The organism is Sphingomonas sp. CFBP 13728 (assembly GCF_014841895.1).
Taxonomy (GTDB): domain Bacteria; phylum Pseudomonadota; class Alphaproteobacteria; order Sphingomonadales; family Sphingomonadaceae; genus Sphingomonas.
In genome coordinates this window covers 198,350-217,895 of record NZ_JACYUS010000002.1, presented here as the reverse complement: position 1 = coordinate 217,895, position 19,546 = coordinate 198,350, and the positions used below count along the sequence as shown (strand labels likewise).

Annotated in this window: 19 protein-coding genes and 1 tRNA gene; 15 read left to right on the top strand and 5 right to left on the bottom strand. The window is 65.4% G+C overall.

Features of this window, described 5'->3' with window-relative positions; genetic code table 11:
- Window positions 1-15: 15 nt before the first annotated feature.
- Together IFT67_RS09810 and IFT67_RS09805 are read right to left on the bottom strand one after the other, a co-directional pair.
- Entirely contained in the window at window positions 16-777 is a 762-nt protein-coding gene (locus IFT67_RS09810) for a molybdopterin-dependent oxidoreductase (protein ID WP_192146885.1), read from the bottom strand.
- Window positions 774-1,520: a cytochrome b/b6 domain-containing protein gene (locus IFT67_RS09805; protein WP_244647312.1), complete on the bottom strand. Its 747-nt coding sequence runs from the start codon at window positions 1,518-1,520 to the stop codon at window positions 774-776. The genes IFT67_RS09810 and IFT67_RS09805 overlap by 4 nt, the downstream gene beginning before the upstream one ends.
- Window positions 1,521-1,571: 51 nt before the next feature.
- On the opposite strand from IFT67_RS09805, the gene IFT67_RS09800 reads away from it, so the two are divergent.
- Complete coding sequence (locus tag IFT67_RS09800) at window positions 1,572-2,189, top strand: flavin reductase family protein (RefSeq protein WP_120300627.1); 618 nt, start codon at window positions 1,572-1,574, stop codon at window positions 2,187-2,189.
- Between the two features lie 62 nt (window positions 2,190-2,251).
- The gene (locus IFT67_RS09795; RefSeq protein WP_192146883.1) at window positions 2,252-3,412 is read left to right on the top strand and encodes an MFS transporter; all 1,161 of its coding nucleotides are present in this window, start codon (window positions 2,252-2,254) and stop codon (window positions 3,410-3,412) included.
- 327 nt (window positions 3,413-3,739) lie between these two features.
- Here the strand turns inward: IFT67_RS09795 and IFT67_RS09790 are convergent, their stop codons facing one another.
- Window positions 3,740-5,071, bottom strand: coding sequence for an MFS transporter (locus IFT67_RS09790; RefSeq protein ID WP_192146881.1), 1,332 nt, complete (start codon window positions 5,069-5,071; stop codon window positions 3,740-3,742).
- Between the two features lie 213 nt (window positions 5,072-5,284).
- Here IFT67_RS09790 and IFT67_RS09785 point away from each other — a divergent pair, with 213 nt between their 5' ends.
- The 11 genes from IFT67_RS09785 (at window position 5,285) to IFT67_RS09735 (ending at window position 15,506) form a co-directional block, all read left to right on the top strand.
- Complete coding sequence (locus IFT67_RS09785; RefSeq protein WP_192146879.1) at window positions 5,285-6,511, top strand: ubiquinol oxidase subunit II; 1,227 nt, start codon at window positions 5,285-5,287, stop codon at window positions 6,509-6,511.
- Between the two features lie 10 nt (window positions 6,512-6,521).
- Window positions 6,522-8,522 carry a cytochrome o ubiquinol oxidase subunit I gene (gene cyoB, locus IFT67_RS09780; protein WP_133020319.1) on the top strand — a complete coding sequence of 667 codons (2,001 nt, stop codon included), beginning with the start codon at window positions 6,522-6,524 and terminating at the stop codon, window positions 8,520-8,522.
- Window positions 8,523-8,526: 4 nt separating this feature from the next.
- Window positions 8,527-9,165, top strand: a complete 639-nt coding sequence (cyoC, locus tag IFT67_RS09775; protein ID WP_056054578.1) for a cytochrome o ubiquinol oxidase subunit III — start codon at window positions 8,527-8,529, stop codon at window positions 9,163-9,165.
- A complete protein-coding gene (gene cyoD, locus IFT67_RS09770) occupies window positions 9,162-9,536 on the top strand; it encodes a cytochrome o ubiquinol oxidase subunit IV (RefSeq protein WP_107963931.1) in 375 nt (124 codons plus the stop codon). Before cyoC ends, cyoD begins: the two co-directional genes overlap by 4 nt.
- Window positions 9,536-10,252, top strand: a complete 717-nt coding sequence (locus IFT67_RS09765; RefSeq protein ID WP_192146877.1) for an SURF1 family protein — start codon at window positions 9,536-9,538, stop codon at window positions 10,250-10,252. The genes cyoD and IFT67_RS09765 overlap by 1 nt, the downstream gene beginning before the upstream one ends.
- The gene (locus IFT67_RS09760) at window positions 10,249-11,562 is read left to right on the top strand and encodes an ATP-binding protein (RefSeq protein ID WP_056063525.1); all 1,314 of its coding nucleotides are present in this window, start codon (window positions 10,249-10,251) and stop codon (window positions 11,560-11,562) included. Before IFT67_RS09765 ends, IFT67_RS09760 begins: the two co-directional genes overlap by 4 nt.
- Entirely contained in the window at window positions 11,559-12,092 is a 534-nt protein-coding gene (locus IFT67_RS09755; protein WP_133029569.1) for a response regulator transcription factor, read from the top strand. Before IFT67_RS09760 ends, IFT67_RS09755 begins: the two co-directional genes overlap by 4 nt.
- Before the next feature lie 36 nt (window positions 12,093-12,128).
- On the top strand, window positions 12,129-13,196 hold the full coding sequence (locus IFT67_RS09750) for a spore photoproduct lyase family protein (RefSeq protein WP_192146875.1): 1,068 nt from the start codon (window positions 12,129-12,131) through the stop codon (window positions 13,194-13,196).
- A 76-nt stretch (window positions 13,197-13,272) separates the two neighbouring features.
- The gene (locus IFT67_RS09745) at window positions 13,273-14,067 is read left to right on the top strand and encodes a DODA-type extradiol aromatic ring-opening family dioxygenase (protein WP_192146873.1); all 795 of its coding nucleotides are present in this window, start codon (window positions 13,273-13,275) and stop codon (window positions 14,065-14,067) included.
- Between the two features lie 10 nt (window positions 14,068-14,077).
- Complete coding sequence (locus IFT67_RS09740) at window positions 14,078-14,650, top strand: NADPH-dependent FMN reductase (protein ID WP_192146871.1); 573 nt, start codon at window positions 14,078-14,080, stop codon at window positions 14,648-14,650.
- A 1-nt stretch (window position 14,651) separates the two neighbouring features.
- Window positions 14,652-15,506, top strand: coding sequence for a pirin family protein (locus tag IFT67_RS09735; protein WP_192146869.1), 855 nt, complete (start codon window positions 14,652-14,654; stop codon window positions 15,504-15,506).
- Here the strand turns inward: IFT67_RS09735 and IFT67_RS09730 are convergent.
- Window positions 15,503-16,360 (bottom strand): peptidylprolyl isomerase, encoded by an 858-nt coding sequence (locus tag IFT67_RS09730; protein WP_192146867.1) that lies wholly within the window; start codon window positions 16,358-16,360, stop codon window positions 15,503-15,505. The two genes, IFT67_RS09735 and IFT67_RS09730, sit on opposite strands and share 4 nt — an antisense overlap.
- Window positions 16,361-16,448: 88 nt before the next feature.
- Between IFT67_RS09730 and IFT67_RS09725 the strand changes: the two genes are divergently transcribed.
- A tRNA-Ser gene (locus IFT67_RS09725) sits at window positions 16,449-16,539 on the top strand.
- 215 nt (window positions 16,540-16,754) lie between these two features.
- On the opposite strand, the gene IFT67_RS09720 is transcribed toward IFT67_RS09725, so the two are convergent.
- Complete coding sequence (locus IFT67_RS09720; RefSeq protein ID WP_192146865.1) at window positions 16,755-17,459, bottom strand: SDR family NAD(P)-dependent oxidoreductase; 705 nt, start codon at window positions 17,457-17,459, stop codon at window positions 16,755-16,757.
- Between the two features lie 322 nt (window positions 17,460-17,781).
- On the opposite strand from IFT67_RS09720, the gene IFT67_RS09715 reads away from it, so the two are divergent.
- The gene (locus IFT67_RS09715) at window positions 17,782-19,518 is read left to right on the top strand and encodes a hypothetical protein (protein WP_192146863.1); all 1,737 of its coding nucleotides are present in this window, start codon (window positions 17,782-17,784) and stop codon (window positions 19,516-19,518) included.
- Window positions 19,519-19,546 lie beyond the last annotated feature (28 nt).

Genomic DNA, 19,546 nt, shown 5'->3' with positions numbered 1-19,546 from the left:
ACCCCCGGCGGCCGATCAGATTCCGGCGTACCAGTCGTAATCGACGTTATCTTCCCAATACCCCCCCTTGCCCTTGCCGATACCGGCGAGGCTGGCGACCGCGTCGATCGCCATGACGTATTTGGCGTGCTTGTAGCCGAGCTGCCGTTCGACGCGCAGCCGGACGGGCGCGCCGTGCGCGACGTCGAGCACCTGATCGTTGAGCGCCCAGGCGAGGATCGTCTGTGGGTGGAATGCGTCGACCAAGTCGACCGACTCGTAATAGTTCGCGCCGTTGTACAGGTCGGCACAGGTGAACACGATGTAGCGTGCGGTGCTCTTCAGGCCGGCGGCATCGAGCAGCGCACCGAGCTTCGGTCCCTGCCACTTGCCGATCGCGCTCCAGCCCTCGACGCAATCGTGCCGCGTGATCTGCGCACGCGTGGGCATCTGGCGGAGTTGCGGGAGCGACACCGACAGCGGTCGATCGACCAGCCCGCCGACCTTCAGCCGATAATCCGCGAAGTTGTTGACCACCATCTCGGTGTAATCCGCCGTCCCCGGATTGCTCGTGCCGTTCGACCGGAAGATCGGCGACATCTGCGCGGGGCTGAACTCGGGCGCCAGCGCGTTGCGGTTGCTCAGCGCGCGCTGCAGCCCGCGGTTCATGTCCTCGCCCATAAACAGGATTTTCCGCGCCTCGGGGTTCGCGGCGATCTTGTCGCAGCCGGCCAGCAGCGCGCCTGCACCGATGGTCGCGCCCATGACGAGCGAGCGGCGGGTAATCAGCGAACTCATGCGACGTCCTCCGACGGGTGGGCGGGAACCTTCCAGCGCCCGGTAATCATCGACCGCACTTCGTTCCACGTCCCCGCCAGGATCACCAGCGCCAGATGCGCGACGATGAACAGTACCAGCCCGGTGGCGGCGATAAAGTGGATCGACCGCGCCGACTGCCGCCCACCGAACACCTCGAGCAGCCAGGGCCATGCCGCATCCATCCCCGGCGACATCGTCAGCCCGGTCAGGATCATTACTGGGATCAGGACAAAGATCGTCACCACATACGACAGCTTCTGAAGGATGTTGTACGCGCCCGGCCGCTTCGGATCGTGGAAGCGGAACGCCAGATGTTCCTTCACGTCGTGCGCCACTTCACGCGGCGAAAGCTCGGCGGCGCGCACGCGAAGATCGCGCTGGAAATGCTTGTTGATCAGGCTAACGATCATGAACCCGAGCAGCGCGAACGCGAGCACCAGCGCGAACAGCAGATGCCAGCGCCGCGACAGCGCCAGGTTATAGCTCGTCGGGATCGTCAGCAGGTTGAGTAGCGACACCAGCCAGCTCGGCCACTGGTCGAGCGTCGTCCACGCGGTATCGAAATTCGCGCCGTACCGTCCCCAATACAGCCGCGGATGCGCCTTTAGGATGCCGATGCCGCTGCCGATCATGATGAACATCGTCACCACCGTCACCCAGTGCCAGACGCGCGTCGCCATCCGGTGGCGTTTGATGACAATCGGGGCAGTGGGATCGTTCATGCTCGACCTTCGCTATAGGCAGTTAGACCGTGACCTAGCAGGAATACATGTATGACCGAATGGCATTCTTACGAGCCCGCGAACGGCCATCGCCTGCCGCACGATCCCCTGAACGCGATCGTCGCGCCGCGGCCGATCGGCTGGGTCAGCACGGTGTCCGCCGACGGCGTCGCCAATCTCGCGCCGTACAGTTTCTTCAACCTGTTCAACTACACCCCGCCGATCATCGGCTTCTCGTCGATGGGCTGGAAGGACAGCGTCGCCAATATCGAGGCGACCGGCGAGTTCGTCTGGAACCTCGTCACGCGCGATCTCGGCGAGGCGATGAACACGACATCGGCAAGCGTGCCGGCGGACGTCGACGAGTTCGCGCTGGCAGGGCTGGAGATGGCCGCCTCGACGAAGGTCAAGCCGGCGCGCGTGGCGGCTTCGCGCGCGCAGTTCGAGTGCAAGCTGACGCAGCTGATCCGGCTTGAGACGAAGGAAGGCCGCGAGCTCGACCAGTGGCTGGTGCTGGGCGAGGCTGTCGCGATCCACATCGATTCCGCGATGCTGGAGGACGGTGTCTACCAGACAGCCCGCGCGAACCCGATCCTGCGCGGCGGCGGCCCCGCGGATTACTTTGCGATCACGGAGGATTCCTTGTTCAAGATGCGTCGCCCGGGCTGATAGAGGCATTTGCTGCGACGCAGCATTCTGCGGCGGCTCTGGCCTTACGAAAGCGATACCCTATGAAACCTGTCGATACGCGCATGGCGTTGCTCGCGCTCGCCGTCGGCGGGTTCGCGATCGGGACGACCGAGTTCGCGGCGATGAGCCTGTTGCCGCAGTTCGCGCGCGGGCTCGGGATCGACGAGCCGACCGCGGGGCACGTCATCAGTGCCTATGCGCTGGGCGTGGTCGTGGGTGCGCCGACGATCGCGGTGCTGGCGGCGAAGATCGAGCGGCGAGTGCTGCTGATCGGGTTGATGACGTTTCTGGGGATCGCCAACGGCCTGTCCGCGCTGGCGCCGACCTATCATCTGATGCTGCTCGCCCGGTTCCTGAGCGGCCTGCCGCATGGCGCGTATTTCGGCGTCGGGTCGCTGGTCGCGGCGTCGATGGTGCCGCGCGAGAAGCGCTCGCGGGCGGTATCGCGGATGATGCTCGGGCTGACGATCGCGACGATTGCGGGGGTGCCGCTGGCGAACGGGATCGGGCAGTGGTTCGGCTGGCGCTGGGGGTTCGGGATCGTCGCGATCATCGCAGCCGCGACGGTGGCGATGCTGTTCAGGTTCGCGCCGGTGCTGCGGCCTGCCAAGGATGCGAGCCCGCTGGGCGAACTCGCGGCATTGCGTAACGGGCAGGTGTGGCTGACGCTGGCGATCGGCGCGGTCGGGTTTGGCGGGATTTTCTGCGTCTACACCTATCTCGCCTCGACGCTGACCGAAGTGACGGGCGTATCGTCCGCATTCACGCCGGTCGCGTTCGCGTTGTTCGGCGTCGGCATGACGATCGGGACTTTAGTCTGCGCCAAGGCTGCGGACGTGGCGCTGATGCCGGCGGCGGGGATCACCTTGCTGTTCGGGGCAGGGGCGCTTGCGCTCTACGCGCCGGCGACGCCGCACCTGTGGGCGATGCTGCCGGTGGTGGTGCTGATCGGCTGCGGGGGCGGGTTGTCGACGATCCTGCAGACGCGGCTGATGGATGTCGCGGAAGAGGCGCAGACGTTGGCTGCGGCGCTCAACCATTCTGCGTTCAATACGGCCAATGCGCTTGGGCCTTGGCTGGGTGGGCTGGCGATTGCGGGTGGGTATGGGTTGCCGTCGACCGGGTGGGTCGGGACGGCGCTGGCGCTTGGCGGGTTCGCGATCTGGGCGGTGTCCTGGGGACTGGATCGCCGGCGGGTTTGAGAAGGAGCACTAGCGAGTTTGAGTGCTCGCCGAATACTGTTCTCCCGCGAAAGCGGGAGGCTAGGGTTACGAATGATGGCGCCAGTGGCTCCTGGACCCCCGCCTTCGCGGGGGAACGGTCTGGTGGGGCGCCCGGGTTATCTCAATCACCACCACCCCGGCAAAGGCTGGGGCCCAATTGGGGGACGGTGCTAACTAAGGACAGCGTTCCGTTACTGCAGCCTTGCCAATTGGGCCCCGGCCTTCGCCGGGGTGGTGCTCTTCAGTTCGTGTGATGTTCGTGGGCGCGGAGAGGGGCTGAGCGGTAAGTCCGTCAGCCCCGACCAATCACCGCGCGATGTCCCGCTTGGCGAGCTGCTTGTTCAAACCCAGTGCGATCAGCGTGAACACCGCACCCGAGAACAGATACGCGCCGCTCGCCGCCAGCCCCAGCTTGCTCGTCAGCAGCAGAGCCGCCAACGGCGCGAACCCGGCACCGAACAGCCACGCCAGATCGGTCGTCAGCGCCGACCCCGTATAGCGATGCTGCGGCGACAGGCTCGAGGCGATCGCGCCCGATGACTGGCCGAACGACAGGCCGAACAGCAGGAAGCCGATGCCCATGAACAGGCGCTCGCCGATCTCGCCGCCATCGAGCAGCGACGGTGCGGCGATCGCGAACAGCGCGATCAGCACTGCGATCGTGCCGAGCATCGTGCGACGCCCGAACCGGTCCGCGAGCAGCCCCGATACCAGCATCGCGCCGATCCCGATGATCGCACCGATCACCTCGACCACGAGGAAGCGACCCGCCGATTCACGCGTGAACAGCACGACCCACGATAGCGGGAACACCGTGACCATGTGGAACAGCGCGAAGCTGGCGAGCGGCACGAACGAGCCGAGCCAGATCGCCTTCCACTGCGACTGCACGGTCTCGACGACCGGTGCCGGCTCCAGCTCGCGCTTGGCGTACATCTCTTCGAACTCTGGCGTCACGACCAGGCGAAGACGTGCGAACAGTGCGACGACGTTGATCGCGAACGCCACGAAGAACGGATAGCGCCAGCCCCACGAGAAGAAATCCTCGGTCGGCAACGCAGCGACGAAGAACGCGAACAGACCGCTCGCGACCAACAGGCCGATCGGCGCCCCCAGCTGCGGCAGCATCGCGTACCAGCCGCGATGCTTTTCCGGCGAGTTCAGCGACAGCAGCGAGGCGAGACCATCCCACGCGCCGCCAAGCGCGACGCCCTGGCCGATACGCAGCAGCGCGAGGATCGCGACCGACCAGTTGCCGACTTGGTCATAGCCGGGGATGAACCCCATCGCGACCGTCGAGGTGCCGAGCAGGAAGATCGAGATCGTCAGCTTGACGCTGCGGCCATAGGCGCGATCGACCGCGATGAAGATGATCGTGCCGATCGGCCGGGCGAAGAATGCCAGCGCGAACACCGCGAACGAGTAGAGCGTGCCCTGCAACCGGTCGACGTACGGAAACACCAGCGTCGGGAACACCAGCACCGAAGCGATCGCGAACACGAAGAAGTCGAAGAATTCCGAGGTGCGGCCGATCACCACGCCGATCGCGATCACGCCCGGCGTGACGTGCTCGCCGTCGCTGTGGATACTGCGAGCATCGGCTTCGAAGCTCGTCTCGGGGACTGTATTTGCACTCATTCTTCAACTCGCTCTTCAGGGCGCGAACCCGATGATACGCTGTTCCGGCGGATGCGGGCAGATATATTCCGCGCCAATCTCCCGCGCCCAATGCGGGCAGGGGTGATCTATGCTACTCCGGGCGACGATAAAGCCATGCCGATGTTGCAGTGCAGCGCCCATTGGACAAATTGTCCACTGTAGCGCGGCGAAAGCGAGGCGTAGGGGAACCGCATGATCGTTGAGAAAACCGTTTCCCGCGCGAAAAAATGGCTGGCAGTGCTGCCGCTTGCGCTGCTCACCAGCGGCTGCAACTGGGTCGTGATGTCGCCTTCGGGCGATATCGCAGTGCAACAGCGCGATCTCGTGCTGATCGCGACCGGGCTGATGCTGTTGATCATCGTGCCGGTGATCATCCTCACGCTGCTGTTCGCGTTCCGCTATCGCCAGTCGAACAAGACCGCGAAGTACGAACCCAACTGGGATCACTCGGTCGGTCTCGAGCTGTTGATCTGGGGCATTCCGCTGCTGATCATCATCGCGCTCGGCGCGCTGACGTGGACCAGCACGCATCTGCTCGATCCGTACCGTCCGCTCGGCCGGATCAAGCCCGACACGCCGACGCTCGCGAACAACGTGCCGGTCGGCAACCTGGTCGACAAGCAGCAGGCGGGTAACGGCGCCAACAGCGCCGGCAAGCCGCTCGAGGTTCAGGTCGTCGCGCTCGATTGGAAGTGGCTCTTCATCTATCCGGAATACGGCATCGCCACGGTCAACGAACTGGCCGCGCCGGTCGATCGCCCGATCCGCTTCCAGATGACCTCGTCGTCGGTGATGAACGCGTTCTACATCCCTGCGCTCGCCGGCATGATCTACACGATGCCCGGCATGCAGACGACGCTGAACGCGGTGATCAACAAGCCCGGCAACTACGAAGGCTTCTCGTCCAACTATAGCGGCGCAGGCTTCTCGGGGATGCGCTTCCGCTTCCACGGCGTCAGCGACGCGGGCTTCGAGGCCTGGATCAACCAGGTCAAGCAGCGGGGGGGCGGCCTCAATCGCGCGAGCTATCTCCAGCTGGAGAAGCCGAGCGAGAAGGTCCCGGTCCGCTATTACAATGCGGTCGAGGCGGACATGTTCAAGCTGGTCGTCGAACAGTGCGTCCAGCCCGGCAAGGTCTGCATGTCGCAGATGATGCACGGTGGCAAAGGCGGGGGGGACTCGCACGCCGGCATGGCGATGCCCGGGGTCAATGGCGGCAAGGGCCCGCAGGACACCGGTCATCCCGAAGGCGCCCTGATGAAGGACGCGGACGAAAAGGGAAGCGGCAACCACTGGACCGCGCCGGCCGACATCAAAAAGGATGGTGCAAACAGCGCCCCCGGCTCGCAGTCCAACCGCAATCACACGATGCTGACCCCCTCCACCATGCCGGGCACGCGCCCCGTCGCGAACGGCTAGAGAAACCATCATGAACGACACCCTGTTGAAGACTATCTTCGGCCGCCTGACCCTGGAGTCGCTGCCGCTGCACGAACCGATCGTCGTCGCCACCTTCGCGATGGTGGCGATCGGCGGGCTCGGGCTCGTCGCCGCGCTGACCTATTTCAAGGTCTGGGGCTATCTTTGGAACGAGTGGTTCACGAGCGTGGACCACAAGAAGATCGGGATCATGTACATGATCCTGGCGATCGTCATGCTGCTGCGCGGGTTCTCCGACGCGATCATGATGCGTGCGCAGCAGGCGATGGCGTTCAACGGGTCCGAAGGCTACCTGACCGCGCATCACTACGACCAGGTCTTCACCGCACACGGCGTGATCATGATCTTCTTCGTGGCGATGCCGATGGTCACGGGCCTGATGAACTATGTCGTCCCGCTCCAGATCGGTGCGCGCGACGTGTCGTTCCCGTTCCTCAACAATTTCAGCTTCTGGATGACCACGGCCGGTGCCGTGATCGTCATGATGTCGTTGTTCATCGGTGAGTTCGCGCGGACCGGCTGGCTCGCGATGCCGCCCCTCTCGGGACTGGCGTACTCGCCCGACGTCGGTGTCGATTACTATATCTGGGCCTTGCAGATCGCGGGCATCGGAACGCTGTTGTCCGGCGTCAATCTGGTCGCGACCATCGTCAAGATGCGTGCGCCCGGCATGACCATGATGAAGATGCCGATCTTCACCTGGACGTCGCTCTGCACCAACATCCTGATCGTCGCCGCCTTCCCGGTGCTGACCGCGGTTCTCGCGATGCTGTCGCTCGATCGCTACATCGGCACCGCGTTCTTCACGAACGACTCGGGCGGCAACCCGATGATGTACGTCAACCTGATCTGGATCTGGGGTCACCCCGAGGTCTACATCCTGGTCCTGCCGGCGTTCGGTATCTTTTCGGAGGTCACCTCGACCTTCTCGGGCAAGCGCCTCTTCGGCTACAGCTCGATGGTCTATGCGACGCTCGTCATCACGATCCTCGCCTATCTCGTCTGGCTGCACCACTTCTTCACGATGGGATCGGGCGCGAGCGTGAACTCGTTCTTCGGCATCACCACGATGATCATCTCGATCCCGACCGGGGCCAAGATCTTCAACTGGCTGTTCACGATGTACAAGGGCCGGATCCGGTTCGAACTGCCGATGATGTGGACAATCGCCTTCATGGTGACCTTCACGATCGGCGGCATGACCGGCGTGCTGCTCGCGGTGCCGCCCGCCGATTTCGTGCTGCACAACTCGCTGTTCCTGGTCGCGCATTTCCATAACGTGATCATCGGCGGCACGCTGTTCGGCATGTTCGCCGGCATCAACTACTGGTTCCCGAAGGCGTTCGGCTTCAAGCTGGACAAGAAGTGGGGCACGGTATCGTTCTGGTGCTGGGTGGTCGGCTTCTACTTCGCGTTCATGCCGCTCTACGTGCTCGGCCTGATGGGCGTGACTCGCCGGATGCGCTATTTCGACGATCCGAACCTGCAGATCTGGTTCGTCATCGCCGCCTTCGGTGCAGCCCTGATCGCAGCCGGCATCGGTGCCTTCCTGCTCCAGATCTTCGTCAGCATCCGCAACCGCGAAGCGCTGGCCGATCACAGCGGCGATCCCTGGGGTGGCCGTACGCTGGAGTGGGCGACCTCGTCGCCGCCGCCGGAGTACAACTTCGCGTTCACGCCGATCGTCCACGACCTGGACGCCTGGTACGACATGAAGGAGCGCAAGCACGAGCGGCCTGTGACCGGCTTCAAGTCGATCCACATGCCGAGCGGCACCGGCACGGGCGTCGTGCTCGCCGGCCTCAGCGTGGCGTTCGGGTTCGCGATGATCTGGTACATCTGGTGGCTCGCCGGGCTCACGCTGGTCGGCATCTTCGCGACGACGATCTTCCACACCTTCAACTACAAGCGCGACTTCCACATCCCGGTCGAGGACGTGATCGCCAGCGAGGACGCGCGCACCCGCCAGCTCGCGACCCAGGGAGCCTGACGCGATGTCCGCAATACCCATGAAGGACGGCCTGAACGAGACCGAGAAGGTCTCGTTCTACGAGCTGGACGAGCACGAGCATCCCGAAGGTAGCAGCACGATGCTGGGCTTCTGGATGTACCTGATGAGCGATTGCCTCATCTTCGCGGTGCTGTTCGCGGCCTATGCCGTGCTCGGCAACAGCTATGCCGGCGGGCCCAGCCCGAAGGAGATCTTCGAGCTGCCGCTGGTGGCGGTGAACACCGCGATGCTGCTGTTCTCGTCGATCACCTACGGCTTCGCGATGCTGTCGATGGAGGAAGGTCGCCAGCGCGTCATGCAGATGTGGCTGGCGTTCACCGGCCTGTTCGGCCTGTGCTTCCTGTCGATCGAAATGTACGAGTTCGCCACCCTCATCCATGAGGGTGCGGGCCCGACCCGCAGCGCGTTCCTGTCGTCGTTCTTCACGCTGGTCGGCACGCACGGCCTGCACGTCACGATGGGCTTCATCTGGCTCGTCACGCTGATGGTGCAGGTCCAGAAGCACGGCCTGATCGCCGCGAACAAGCGCCGCCTGATGTGCCTCAGCATGTTCTGGCATTTCCTCGACGTCATCTGGATCGGCGTCTTCACCTTCGTCTATCTGATGGGCACCCTACGATGAGCGACCCCCACGCAAACACGCACGACGCGCATGCGGATCATGACCACGCGGCGCACGGCACGCGCGGCAGCTACCTGAAGGGGTTCTTCCTCTCGGTCATCCTGACCGCGATCCCGTTCTGGATCGTCATGACCGACGCGTTCAAGGATCCGTCGACCGCCGCGCTCGTCGTGATGGTGTTCGCGGTCGCGCAGATCGTCGTCCACATGATTTACTTCCTGCACATGAGCGGCAAGTCGGAGGGCGGCTGGACGATGATGGCGCTGATCTTCACGATCATCCTCGTCGTCATCACGCTCAGCGGATCGATCTGGGTGATGTACCACATGAACACGAACATGATGCCGATGCAGGCCGCGGCAGACATGTGATGAGAACGCGACCGGGCCCTGCCGTCTATGTCGCAGGCCTGGTCGCGCTGCTGCTGTTCGCCGGGTTCATGGCGCTCGGCATATGGCAGGTCGAGCGCCGCACCTGGAAGCTCAACCTGATCGCACAGGTCGCGGCGCGCTCGCACGCTACGCCGGTCGCCCCGCCGGGGCCCGCGTCCTGGGGCGCGATCACCGCCACAACCGACGCTTATCGCCGCGTCCGGCTAGACGGCACCCTCGATAATTCGCGGGAGACGCTCGTGCGCGCCGCCACCGCGCTCGGCAGCGGCTATTGGGTCGTGACACCCTTGCGGACTGATCGCGGTTTCACCGTCCTCGTCAACCGCGGCTATGTCTCGCCCGAACAGCGCGCAGCGCATGCCAAGCCGACCGGCCCCATCACGATCACCGGCTATCTCCGCATCACCGAGCCCGGCGGAGGCTTCCTGCGCCACAACGATCCCGCTGCCGGCAAATGGTATTCCCGCGACGTCGCCGCGATCGCCAAGGCGCGCGGCCTGTCGAACGTAGCGCCCTATTTCGTCGACGCGGACAAGTCCGGCGCCGTCGCCCCGGTCGGCGGCCTGACGATCATAGCCTTCCCCAACAACCACCTCGTCTACATGCTGACCTGGTTCGCGCTCGCCGCGATGACGATCGGCGCGTTCGTCGTGTTCGTCCGTCAGGATGCGCGGAAGCGCCGGGGGGCGGAATGACCTCGGAGGCGGCACGCCAGGGGTGGCAGCGCTGGCTAGCGCTCGCGACCGCGCGCACCGACGCGACCGGCAACGCCAACATGCGCCAGCTGGTGACGCTGCGCTGGATCGCGGTCGCCGGCCAGTTCGTCACCATATTGTTCGCGCGCTTCGGCCTCGGCTTCGACCTCCCGCTCGTCCCCATGATGGCAGCACTCGCCGCAGCGGTTGGTCTCAACCTCGCGAGCATGCCGCTATACGGCTGGCGCAAGGGCGCGAACATCCAGCTCCTGCTCGCGCTGCTGTTCGATGTCGGCCTGCTCACCACGCAGCTCTATCTCGCCGGCGGCGCGACCAACCCGTTCATCTCGCTCTATCTGCTCCACGTCGTGCTCGGCGCGGTACTGCTCGATCGCTGGTCGAGCTGGGCGATCGTCGCCGTGACCGCCGCCTGCTTCGGCGTGCTCACGCTCTATTACCGCCCGCTGATCCTGCCCCCCGATTACAGCGGCGAGTATTTCCTGCTCTACACGATCGGCTCGCTGCTCTGCTTCATGCTGATCGCCACGCTGCTGATGCTGTTCATGACCCGCATCACCGGAAACTTGCGCGCCCGCGACACCCGCCTCGCCGACCTGCGCCAGCAGGCCGCCGAGGAGGATCATATCGTCCGCATGGGCCTTTTGGCATCCGGCGCCGCGCACGAACTCGGCACGCCATTGGCATCGATCGCGGTCATCCTCGCCGACTGGCGCCGCATGCCGACGCTCGCGCAGGACGCCGACCTCCAGGCCGAGATCGTCGAGATGCAATCCGAGGTCCAGCGCTGCAAGGCGATCGTCACCGGTATCCTCCTGTCGGCCGGCGAAGCGCGCGGCGAGGCGCCGGAGATCATGCCGCTCCACCAGCTCCTCGACGGAATCGTCGACGAATGGCGCGCGGTGCACCCGTCGGTCGATTTCGACTATACCACCCGAGTCGGCGACGATCCGCAGGTCGTCTCCGACCCCGCGCTCAAACAGGTGATCGCCAACGTGCTCGACAACGCCGCCGAAGCCTCGCCGCACTGGGTCGCCTTCCGCGGCGAACGCACCGACGGCGACCTCGCGCTGATCGTCCGCGACCGCGGCCCCGGCTTCAGCGACGAACGCCTCGCGAGCTTCGGCAAACCCTACCAGTCGAGCAAGCGCGAACCCGGCCACGGCCTCGGCCTGTTCCTCGCGGTCAACGTCATGCGCAAGCTTGGCGGCGGCGTCTCCGTCGTGAACTGTGAAGGCGGCGGCGCGGAAGTCACGATCCGGATGCCGCTCTCCGCGATCGCCCTGTCATGACGGACACCAAACTTCTGGCAATCGTCGAGGACGACGAGACGTTCGCCCGCACGCTCCGCCGCTCGTTCGAACGCCGCGGCTACGAAGTGATGCAGGCCGCCAGCCACGAGGAACTCGTCGAGCAACTGGCCGAGCGCACCCCGCGCTACGCGGTCGTCGACCTGAAGCTGGGCGGCGCGTCCGGCCTGGTCTGCGTCCAGACGCTCCACGCGCACGACCCCGAAATCCTCGTCGTCGTCCTCACCGGCTTCGCCAGCATCGCCACCGCGGTCGAGGCGATCAAGCTCGGCGCATCGCACTACCTCGTCAAACCCTCGAACACCGACGATATCGAAGCCGCGTTCGACCGCACCGAGGGCAGCGTCGACACCGAACTCTCCGAGCGCCCGACCTCGATCAAGACGCTCGAATGGGAGCGTATCCACACCACGCTCGCCGAAACCGACTTCAACATTTCGGAGACCGCACGCCGCCTCGGCATGCATCGCCGCACGCTCGCGCGAAAGCTCGAGAAACGCCCGGTGAAATAGCCGCAACGCTTCGCGGAAGGCGTGCGTTGTCGTTCGATGCCAGCGCAAAAATCCTCACGACTCTGGCAGCCAAAGCGACTGCTCGCGACCCCGTCCGCGCTGACCTGGGAACACGGTGCCGAGATCGCTGCGCGCGCCACCGCGCTCGGCGTGCCCGTCACGACGCTACCGAGCGACCGCCTCAAGCTCGACTTCCCCGAAGACTCCCGCCGCGCCTATGCCGAAGCCAAGGCAACGCTTGCGCTCGTCGTCGCGCCATCCTCGAAACGCAAGCTCCAGCCGATCGCCCCCAGCGCCGACTGGCGGATCGACCTCGCCGAGGGCTGCCCCGCGCATTGCGGCTATTGCTACCTGGCCGGTTCGCTCAAAGGTCCGCCGATCACGCGCGTCTACGCGAACCTCCCCGAGATCCTCGCCGAACTTCCCGCGCACCTCGGCCAAGGCACCGTCACCTCGCGCTTGACCGCCCGCGCGCATGAAGGCACGACGTTCGAGGCGTCCTGCTACACCGACCCGCTCGGCATCGAGCACGTCACCGGATCGCTCTCCGCGCTGATCGCGCATTTCGGCGCGTGGGAGGCGGACGTGCAGTTGCGCTTCACCACCAAATTCGACGCGGTCGAGCCGTTGCTGGCTCTAGACCACCGCGGCCGCACCCGCATGCGCGCCTCGATCAACCCCGCCGCCTATGCGCGCTTCGAGGGCGGCACCAGTCCGGTCGCAGCCCGCCTGCTCGCGCTACGAAGAATGGCGGACGCAGGCTACAAGATCGGCCTGACGGTCGCGCCGATCATCGCCGCCGATGGCTGGCGCGAGGCGTATGGCGAATTGCTGGCGGAGGCAGGCCGGGTGCTCGCCGACGTGCCCGACGTGACGATCGAATTGATCACCCACCGCTACACCCCCGGCTCGAAGGCCGTGCTTGAAACCTGGTATCCCGGCTCGTCGCTCGACCTCAGCATGGCCAACCGCACCGAGAAACGCACCAAGTTCGGCTCAGTCAAATATGTCTACGACGCCGACACGATGCGCGCGCTCCGCAGCTTTTTCCAGGATGAGATCGCCGCCAAGCTTCCCGAAGCGCGCATCCTCTATTGGACGTGACGCGCACGCCCATCGGCAACGCAGCGTTGCCATTCGCGGCCTTCCGATCGCCGCCACCGCCACCTACCTCGAGACTATGACAAACACCCGCCAGCCCACGCTCTTCATTCCGCACGGTGGCGGGCCCTGTTTCTTCATGGACGACCCCGCCGGGAAGTGGACCGGCATGGCCGCGTACCTCCGGTCGATCGCCACCTCGCTGCCCGAAAAGCCCAAGGCGATCCTCGTCGTCTCTGGCCACTGGGAAACGCGCGGCTTCGCGTTCACCGGCGCCGTAACGCCGCCGCTGATCTACGACTATGGCGGCTTCCCCGCCCACACCTACGAGTTGCGCTACGATGCGCCCGGCGATCCCGCCTTGGCTGCCCGCGCCGCCGACCTGCTCCGCGAAGCCGGCCTGACCGCCAATGTCGACCCGACCCGCGGTCTCGATCACGGCGTCTTCATCCCGATGAAGGTCGCGTTCCCCGACGCCGACATCCCGGTCGTCGAGATGTCTGTCGACCGGGATCTCGACCCAGGGCTTCACTCCACCGCCGGCCGCGCACTCGCCCCGCTGCGCGACGAAGGCGTCCTGATCGTCGGCTCGGGCATGAGCTTCCACAACATGCGCGGCTACGGCGACCCGCGTTTCACCGCACCGTCCGAAGCTTTCGACCAGTGGCTCACTGCGGCGGTCGAGGCCGAACCGACCGCCCGAGCAGAAGCGCTAGCCGGCTGGGCCGAAGCCCCCGCCGGCCGCCTCTCGCATCCGCGCGAAGAGCATCTCCTCCCGCTGATGGTCGCCGCCGGCGCTTCCGACCAAGCCGGCACGCAAGATTACAGCGAGCGCGTCCTGCAAACCGCAATCTCCGGCTACCGCTTCAACTAAAGGAATTCCCATGGCTCTTCCCGTCCTGCTCGCGATCTCCGGCAGCCTGCGCCGCGGCTCGTACAATACCGTGATCCTGACCACGCTTGGCGAAGCGATCACCGACAAGGCCGCGCTGACGGTCTTCGCGCTGAACGACGTCCCGCTCTACGACCAAGACGCCGACACCGACACGCCCCCCGCCGCCGTCGCAGCCCTGCGCGCGGCAATCGGCGCCGCCGACGGGATCGTCATCGCCTCCCCCGAATACAATCACGGCATGTCCGGCGTCCTGAAGAACGCGCTCGACTGGGCCTCACGCCCGCACGGCAAGGCGACGCTCACGGGCAAGCCTGTCTTCACGCTCACCTCGTCACCCGGCGCAGTCGGCGGCGCACGCGCGCACGCGCAACTGAACGAGACGCTGGCCTCGATCGGCGCCCGCACCGTCCTGCGCCCACAAGCCGTCGTCGGCGCCGTGCACGAGAAGATCGCCGACGCTCGCCTGACCGACCAGCGCACGCTCGACTTCCTCGTGGCCGGCATCGACGACCTGCTCGCCGACATCGCCCGGCCCACCGCTGCCGACCGCGAGGCCTCCTGACATGCGTCACGTCCTCAACCAGTATCCCGCCCAGCGCGACGACATCGCCGACTTGGTGACCCGACGCCCGCTACCGGGTCCCGGCTTGCCGCAGGTCGATCCGTTCCTGTTCCTCAACCATCACGGTCCGCAGACCTATCGTCCGGGCAATAGCGGCCTCCCGTTCGGCCCGCACCCGCACCGCGGGTTCGAGACGGTCAGCTTCATCATCGAGGGCGAGATGGCGCATCTCGATAGCGGCGGCCACGAGAGCGTCATCCGCGCAGGCGGCGTCCAGTGGATGACCGCCGGCTCGGGCCTGATCCATGCGGAAATCTCGCCCGCATCGTTCAAGCGCGACGGCGGCCCGCTGGAGATCCTGCAACTCTGGGTTAACCTCCCCGGCCGGCTCAAGATGACCAAGCCCGCCTATACCGGCCTCCAGCGCGAGGACATTCCCGCGATCCCGGTCGACGGCGGCACCGTGAACCTGATCTCGGGCACGTTCGCCGGACGACACGGCCCGATCGAATCCCTGACCGACGTCGCGATGATGACCGTCGAACTCGAAGCCGGCGCCAAGCTCGACCTGCCAGCCCCAACCGGCCGCGCGGTCTTCTTCTACGTCGTCGCCGGTGCCCCCACGGCCAACGGCACGCCGATCAAGCCGCATCACCTCGCCACGTTCGGCAACGAGGGCGACACGATCACCGTCACGACCGAAGCCCCCGCCACGATCCTCTACGGCCATGCCGACCCGGTCGGCGAACCCGTCGTCTCCCACGGTCCCTTCGTCATGAACACCCGCGAAGAGATCGTCCGCGCGATCGAGGACTATAACGCGGGCCTGTTCGGCAAGCCGCCCGTCATCCGCTAGGGCGCCTTGCGCACCGGGGGCAGCGCGGCACAGATGTCGGCGCCCCCGGCGGGCACGGTAAAGAACGGCCCCGCCCGGTTCTCCCGCGAGGCGATCCAGGCCACGAACCGCGGATTGTCCGCCGCGCGATATTCGAACCGCGGTCGCTCGGCGGCGGGCAGTTCGTTCGCAAGGCGAGCCGACACGATCGGGCTACGCTCCCCCTCGGTCTTGTAGAACCCCAGATCCCCCGTCCCGCGCGGCAACGACGACAGCCACTCGACCCCGTCGATCACGCGCCCGACCACCGCGATATTGCGGTCCAACGCACGCGGCGAATGCCCGATCACGGTATACAGCTCAGCGCCACTCCCCGTGCTCGGCGCCAGATCGCGCGCGACGCCGACCATGCCGTAGCAATGCGGCACCCACTCGGTCGCGCCATTGCCCGCCAGCGGCCACCCGTCGCGGCTATACCCCGCCCATTCCGCATAAGGATCGCGCTGGGACAGCCGCGCCACAGTGGTCGGCCCGGCATGCGAATATTCCGCCGGCGGGTTGGCCACGACACCAGCGACCAACGGCTTCTTCTCCGTCGCGTCACCCCATTGCGCGACATAATTGTCCTGCAAACGGTACACGCTCGTCCCCGCATCCCACCAATGCGCACGCGCCAACTTGCGTATGTTCGCGACGTGCACCGGCGCATAGCGAGGCGCCAGCCGCACGGTAAACCGGTGCCCATTGGTCAGGGTGAACACCATTAGTTCGTCGTCCGGGACCGCCACCCAGTCCGCCGGCAACGGATCGGACGGGAGCGTCGCGGCGGCCGGAACGGCCTGCGCAAGCATGGCGGCGAGAAGGATATTCAACATCCCCACAGACTGCCCGAGGCCGTCCCCGCACGCAATCGCTTGCGCGCGCGCGAAACCCGCACTAGCAGACCCGCTTCCAGAGCAATGCGGAGCGGTGGCCGAGTGGTCGAAGGCGCTCGCCTGGAAAGTGAGTATACGTCAAAAGCGTATCGTGGGTTCGAATCCCACCCGCTCCGCCACCCTGCCATCCCGGGGCGTCTCATCCATTTCCTGGCCATCGGCCGGGCCGTCGGTTGCGATGTGCCGCAGTCTCGCGTCGTTTCGTCGCGTCTCAGGCAGGCATCCATCTGCAGGAGCGCCCGATGCCGATCAGGCAGTTGGGATCCGGATCGAGCTAGCCTTTATCGTTTGGCTCGGCGATGTTGCGCAACCCGTGACGTCCACGAGCCGCGTTCTAATGGCCCGCTACCTGACCGCCATCGACATGCAGTATTTCGCCCGTCACGAACGTCGCGTCCTCCAGGTACAGGATAGCCTGTACCACGTCGGCGACGGTGCCCATCCGGCCCAGCGGGTGGTAGCGGCTGAGTCCGGCGCGCGTCTCGGCAGGATGCATCGGCGTTTCCATGATACCTGGTGAAATGGCGTTGGCGCGGATTCCCCGCGCGGCATACTCGATCGCAAGGCTGCGGGTTGCAGCAGCGAGACCACCCTTGGTCAACGATGCGAGAACCGAAGGGAACTCGCCGTTGGCGTGCTCGGCAAGCGTCGTGACGATCTGGACGATATGGCCACCACCACTGCGCAACATCGCGGGCAGGGCGTGCCGGGTCATGTGGAAGAATCCATCGAGGTTGGTCGCGACGATGCGTCGATACTGGTCGTCGGTATAGTCGGTAAACGCTTCGCCGATGAAGACGCCCGCGTTGTTGACCAGCGTGTCGATCCGACCGAACCGGTCGAGCGTGCGGGCAACCACCGCCTCGGCGGTCGCGGGATCGCCGACGTCGCCTGCCACGGTGAGCCAGTCCGCCTCGTCGGTGTCGGTGATGCTGCGCGATACGCCGACCACACGCCAGCCGCGTTCGCGATAACCGCGTGCGATGCCCGCTCCCAACCCTTGCGACGCACCCGTGACGATGGCGACCTTGCTAGACATGATTCTTCCTGTTTTCTGCCGCTGGAGGAGACGGTTTGCGGACGTTTTTCCTGATCGCCTCAACGCCGAACCTTGCTATTTGTGCCGGCAAAACAGGGGCTTGCACAAGATGCGTGCCATCGGTGTCGTAAACGACCGGGCGCTACGCGGCGCTTCCCGTGCGGCGTACTCCGGGACCGGGGAATGACCGCCTGACCGACCTGCACGTACGTTGAGTATCGGGATGATCGGTTGAACCGCTTTTCACGCTTTTAGCACGGCCGTTTTCGTGGTCTGAAGAGGGCGGTAGCGGGCAATGATCCGCGTGACCGGGGAGCGGCGGATGCGGACGATATTCTGGGCGGGCATACCAGCGCTCGCATGTGTAGCCGCTCCGCTCGCGGCGCAGATCGTTCCGCCGCCATCCTCCGGCCACGACATCGTCGTGCAGGGGCAGCGGGCGCGACCAAGCAACTGGCGTGAGGCGGAAACTCAGCACGTCATCGTGTTGAGTGATGGTCCCGAACGGGAAGTCACGCAGATCGCGCACAATCTGGAACGGCTGTATTTCCTGTTGTCCGTCCTGTTGAACCGTACCGATCGGACCGACGATACGACGAAGCTCCGGGTAACGCTGATCGGAGACGCAGCCGAATTCCAGGCGATGGACCTGCGGAACATGCGCTGGCAGCAGGGGCCCTTCAACGAGGCGTTCGACATCCGGCGTTATTATGATCCCCGTCAGGACGGCGCCGTGCTGGCAACCACCCGAATTGATCAACGGGTAGTGCTCCAGCAAGGCGTATCGGTCGCCAACGCCTTGCAAGGGCTGCAATTGCCTACGCCTGGCGGTCCCGCCGGCGGGGCGGGGCAGATCGGTCAGTCCGGACTGTTCGGTTTGCAGAGCAGTGCTGATCTCATCCGACCGATCAACGAGGAATCCGTGCCGCTGACCGCGGAGGGCATGATCTACGCCGGCTTTGCACAGCATTACCTGACGACGTTCTTTCCCGCTGCCTATCCCCGCTGGTATCTGGACGGCTTCGGTCAGTTGTTCTCGACGTTGGTCGTTCGTGGCGAAACAACGATGGAATATGGTCGCGCGCCCGCGGGAACGACCGCCGTTCTCCACCGGTTCGGCAACTTCGCGCTGACCGACGTCTTCAACGATACGTATCTCACACGGCCTGCGAACAAGACACGCTGGACACCGGTGCATGCATGGATGCTGACGCACTTCCTGTTCTTCTCGCCGACCCGCAACGGACAATTCCGCCAGTATCTGAAGGCGGTTGCGAGTGGAACGCCGTCGGCGGAGGCGGCTGCGGTGTTCGGCGACTCCGATGCGCTCGCAAAGGAGTTGCGCAGCTATTTCTACGCAAAAAAGCCGTTCGAACGTATGACCTATCCGGCGGAGCAGGCGGGTATGCCGATCGTGCACCGGCTGTCGCTTGGTGAGGCGGCGTTCGTGAAGGGGCGGCTTGAGCTCGGCTCGCGCGTCGAGGCGACCACCGGTCCCGCTCTCAAGCAGCGCGATACCTGGTTGCGGCGACTGCGCACGGATGCTGCGAAATTCCCGACCGACGAAGGCGCGCAAGTTCTGCTGGCAGAGGCCGAATGCCGCAGCGGCAATGGGGCGGAATGCCATGCCGCAGCGGATCGCGCCTTGGTCATTTCGCCCGGCAGCAGCGTGGGGCTGATGTGGAGCGGCGTTGCAATGACGCAGCAGGCGAAGGGCCTGAGTGGCAGCGAACGCACCGCGATGCTTCGGCAGGCGCGAAGCACGATCGCGCGAGCCAATCGCGCCGATACCGAAGCGTCGCCACCTCTTCTCGCTTATTATCGTAGTTTCGCCGATGTGGGAGAAAAGGCGCCGGCAATCGCCATCGACGGCCTCACCAAGGCGCTGATCGCTGTGCCGAACGCGCCAGCGACCCGGCTCGCGCTCGGGACCGAGCTAGCGTCGCGCGGGATCGTCCCGCTCGCGCGAAGCACGCTGATGCCGGTCGCGCGCGGAGGGTATGACTCGCCCGAACGCGCCAGCGCCATCGCGGTTCTGGACACTTTGCCGCGACCTTAACCACCATCGGTGCCCTTGCCGTTGCCGC

Bases quoted from the DNA above. Each gene is read 5' to 3' on its own strand.
- IFT67_RS09805 (WP_244647312.1), bottom strand. From the start codon at position 1,520: ATGAACGATCCCACTGCCCCGATTGTCATCAAACGCCACCGGATGGCG.
- IFT67_RS09810 (WP_192146885.1), bottom strand. From the start codon at position 777: ATGAGTTCGCTGATTACCCGCCGCTCGCTCGTCATGGGCGCGACCATC.
- IFT67_RS09735 (WP_192146869.1), top strand. From the start codon at position 14,652: ATGCGTCACGTCCTCAACCAGTATCCCGCCCAGCGCGACGACATCGCC.
- cyoD (WP_107963931.1), top strand. From the start codon at position 9,162: ATGAGCGACCCCCACGCAAACACGCACGACGCGCATGCGGATCATGAC.
- IFT67_RS09800 (WP_120300627.1), top strand. From the start codon at position 1,572: ATGACCGAATGGCATTCTTACGAGCCCGCGAACGGCCATCGCCTGCCG.
- IFT67_RS09795 (WP_192146883.1), top strand. From the start codon at position 2,252: ATGAAACCTGTCGATACGCGCATGGCGTTGCTCGCGCTCGCCGTCGGC.
- IFT67_RS09785 (WP_192146879.1), top strand. From the start codon at position 5,285: ATGATCGTTGAGAAAACCGTTTCCCGCGCGAAAAAATGGCTGGCAGTG.
- IFT67_RS09765 (WP_192146877.1), top strand. From the start codon at position 9,536: ATGAGAACGCGACCGGGCCCTGCCGTCTATGTCGCAGGCCTGGTCGCG.
- cyoC (WP_056054578.1), top strand. From the start codon at position 8,527: ATGTCCGCAATACCCATGAAGGACGGCCTGAACGAGACCGAGAAGGTC.
- IFT67_RS09740 (WP_192146871.1), top strand. From the start codon at position 14,078: ATGGCTCTTCCCGTCCTGCTCGCGATCTCCGGCAGCCTGCGCCGCGGC.
- IFT67_RS09750 (WP_192146875.1), top strand. From the start codon at position 12,129: ATGCCAGCGCAAAAATCCTCACGACTCTGGCAGCCAAAGCGACTGCTC.
- IFT67_RS09715 (WP_192146863.1), top strand. From the start codon at position 17,782: ATGCGGACGATATTCTGGGCGGGCATACCAGCGCTCGCATGTGTAGCC.
- IFT67_RS09755 (WP_133029569.1), top strand. From the start codon at position 11,559: ATGACGGACACCAAACTTCTGGCAATCGTCGAGGACGACGAGACGTTC.
- IFT67_RS09760 (WP_056063525.1), top strand. From the start codon at position 10,249: ATGACCTCGGAGGCGGCACGCCAGGGGTGGCAGCGCTGGCTAGCGCTC.
- cyoB (WP_133020319.1), top strand. From the start codon at position 6,522: ATGAACGACACCCTGTTGAAGACTATCTTCGGCCGCCTGACCCTGGAG.
- IFT67_RS09730 (WP_192146867.1), bottom strand. From the start codon at position 16,360: ATGTTGAATATCCTTCTCGCCGCCATGCTTGCGCAGGCCGTTCCGGCC.
- IFT67_RS09790 (WP_192146881.1), bottom strand. From the start codon at position 5,071: ATGAGTGCAAATACAGTCCCCGAGACGAGCTTCGAAGCCGATGCTCGC.
- IFT67_RS09745 (WP_192146873.1), top strand. From the start codon at position 13,273: ATGACAAACACCCGCCAGCCCACGCTCTTCATTCCGCACGGTGGCGGG.
- IFT67_RS09720 (WP_192146865.1), bottom strand. From the start codon at position 17,459: ATGTCTAGCAAGGTCGCCATCGTCACGGGTGCGTCGCAAGGGTTGGGA.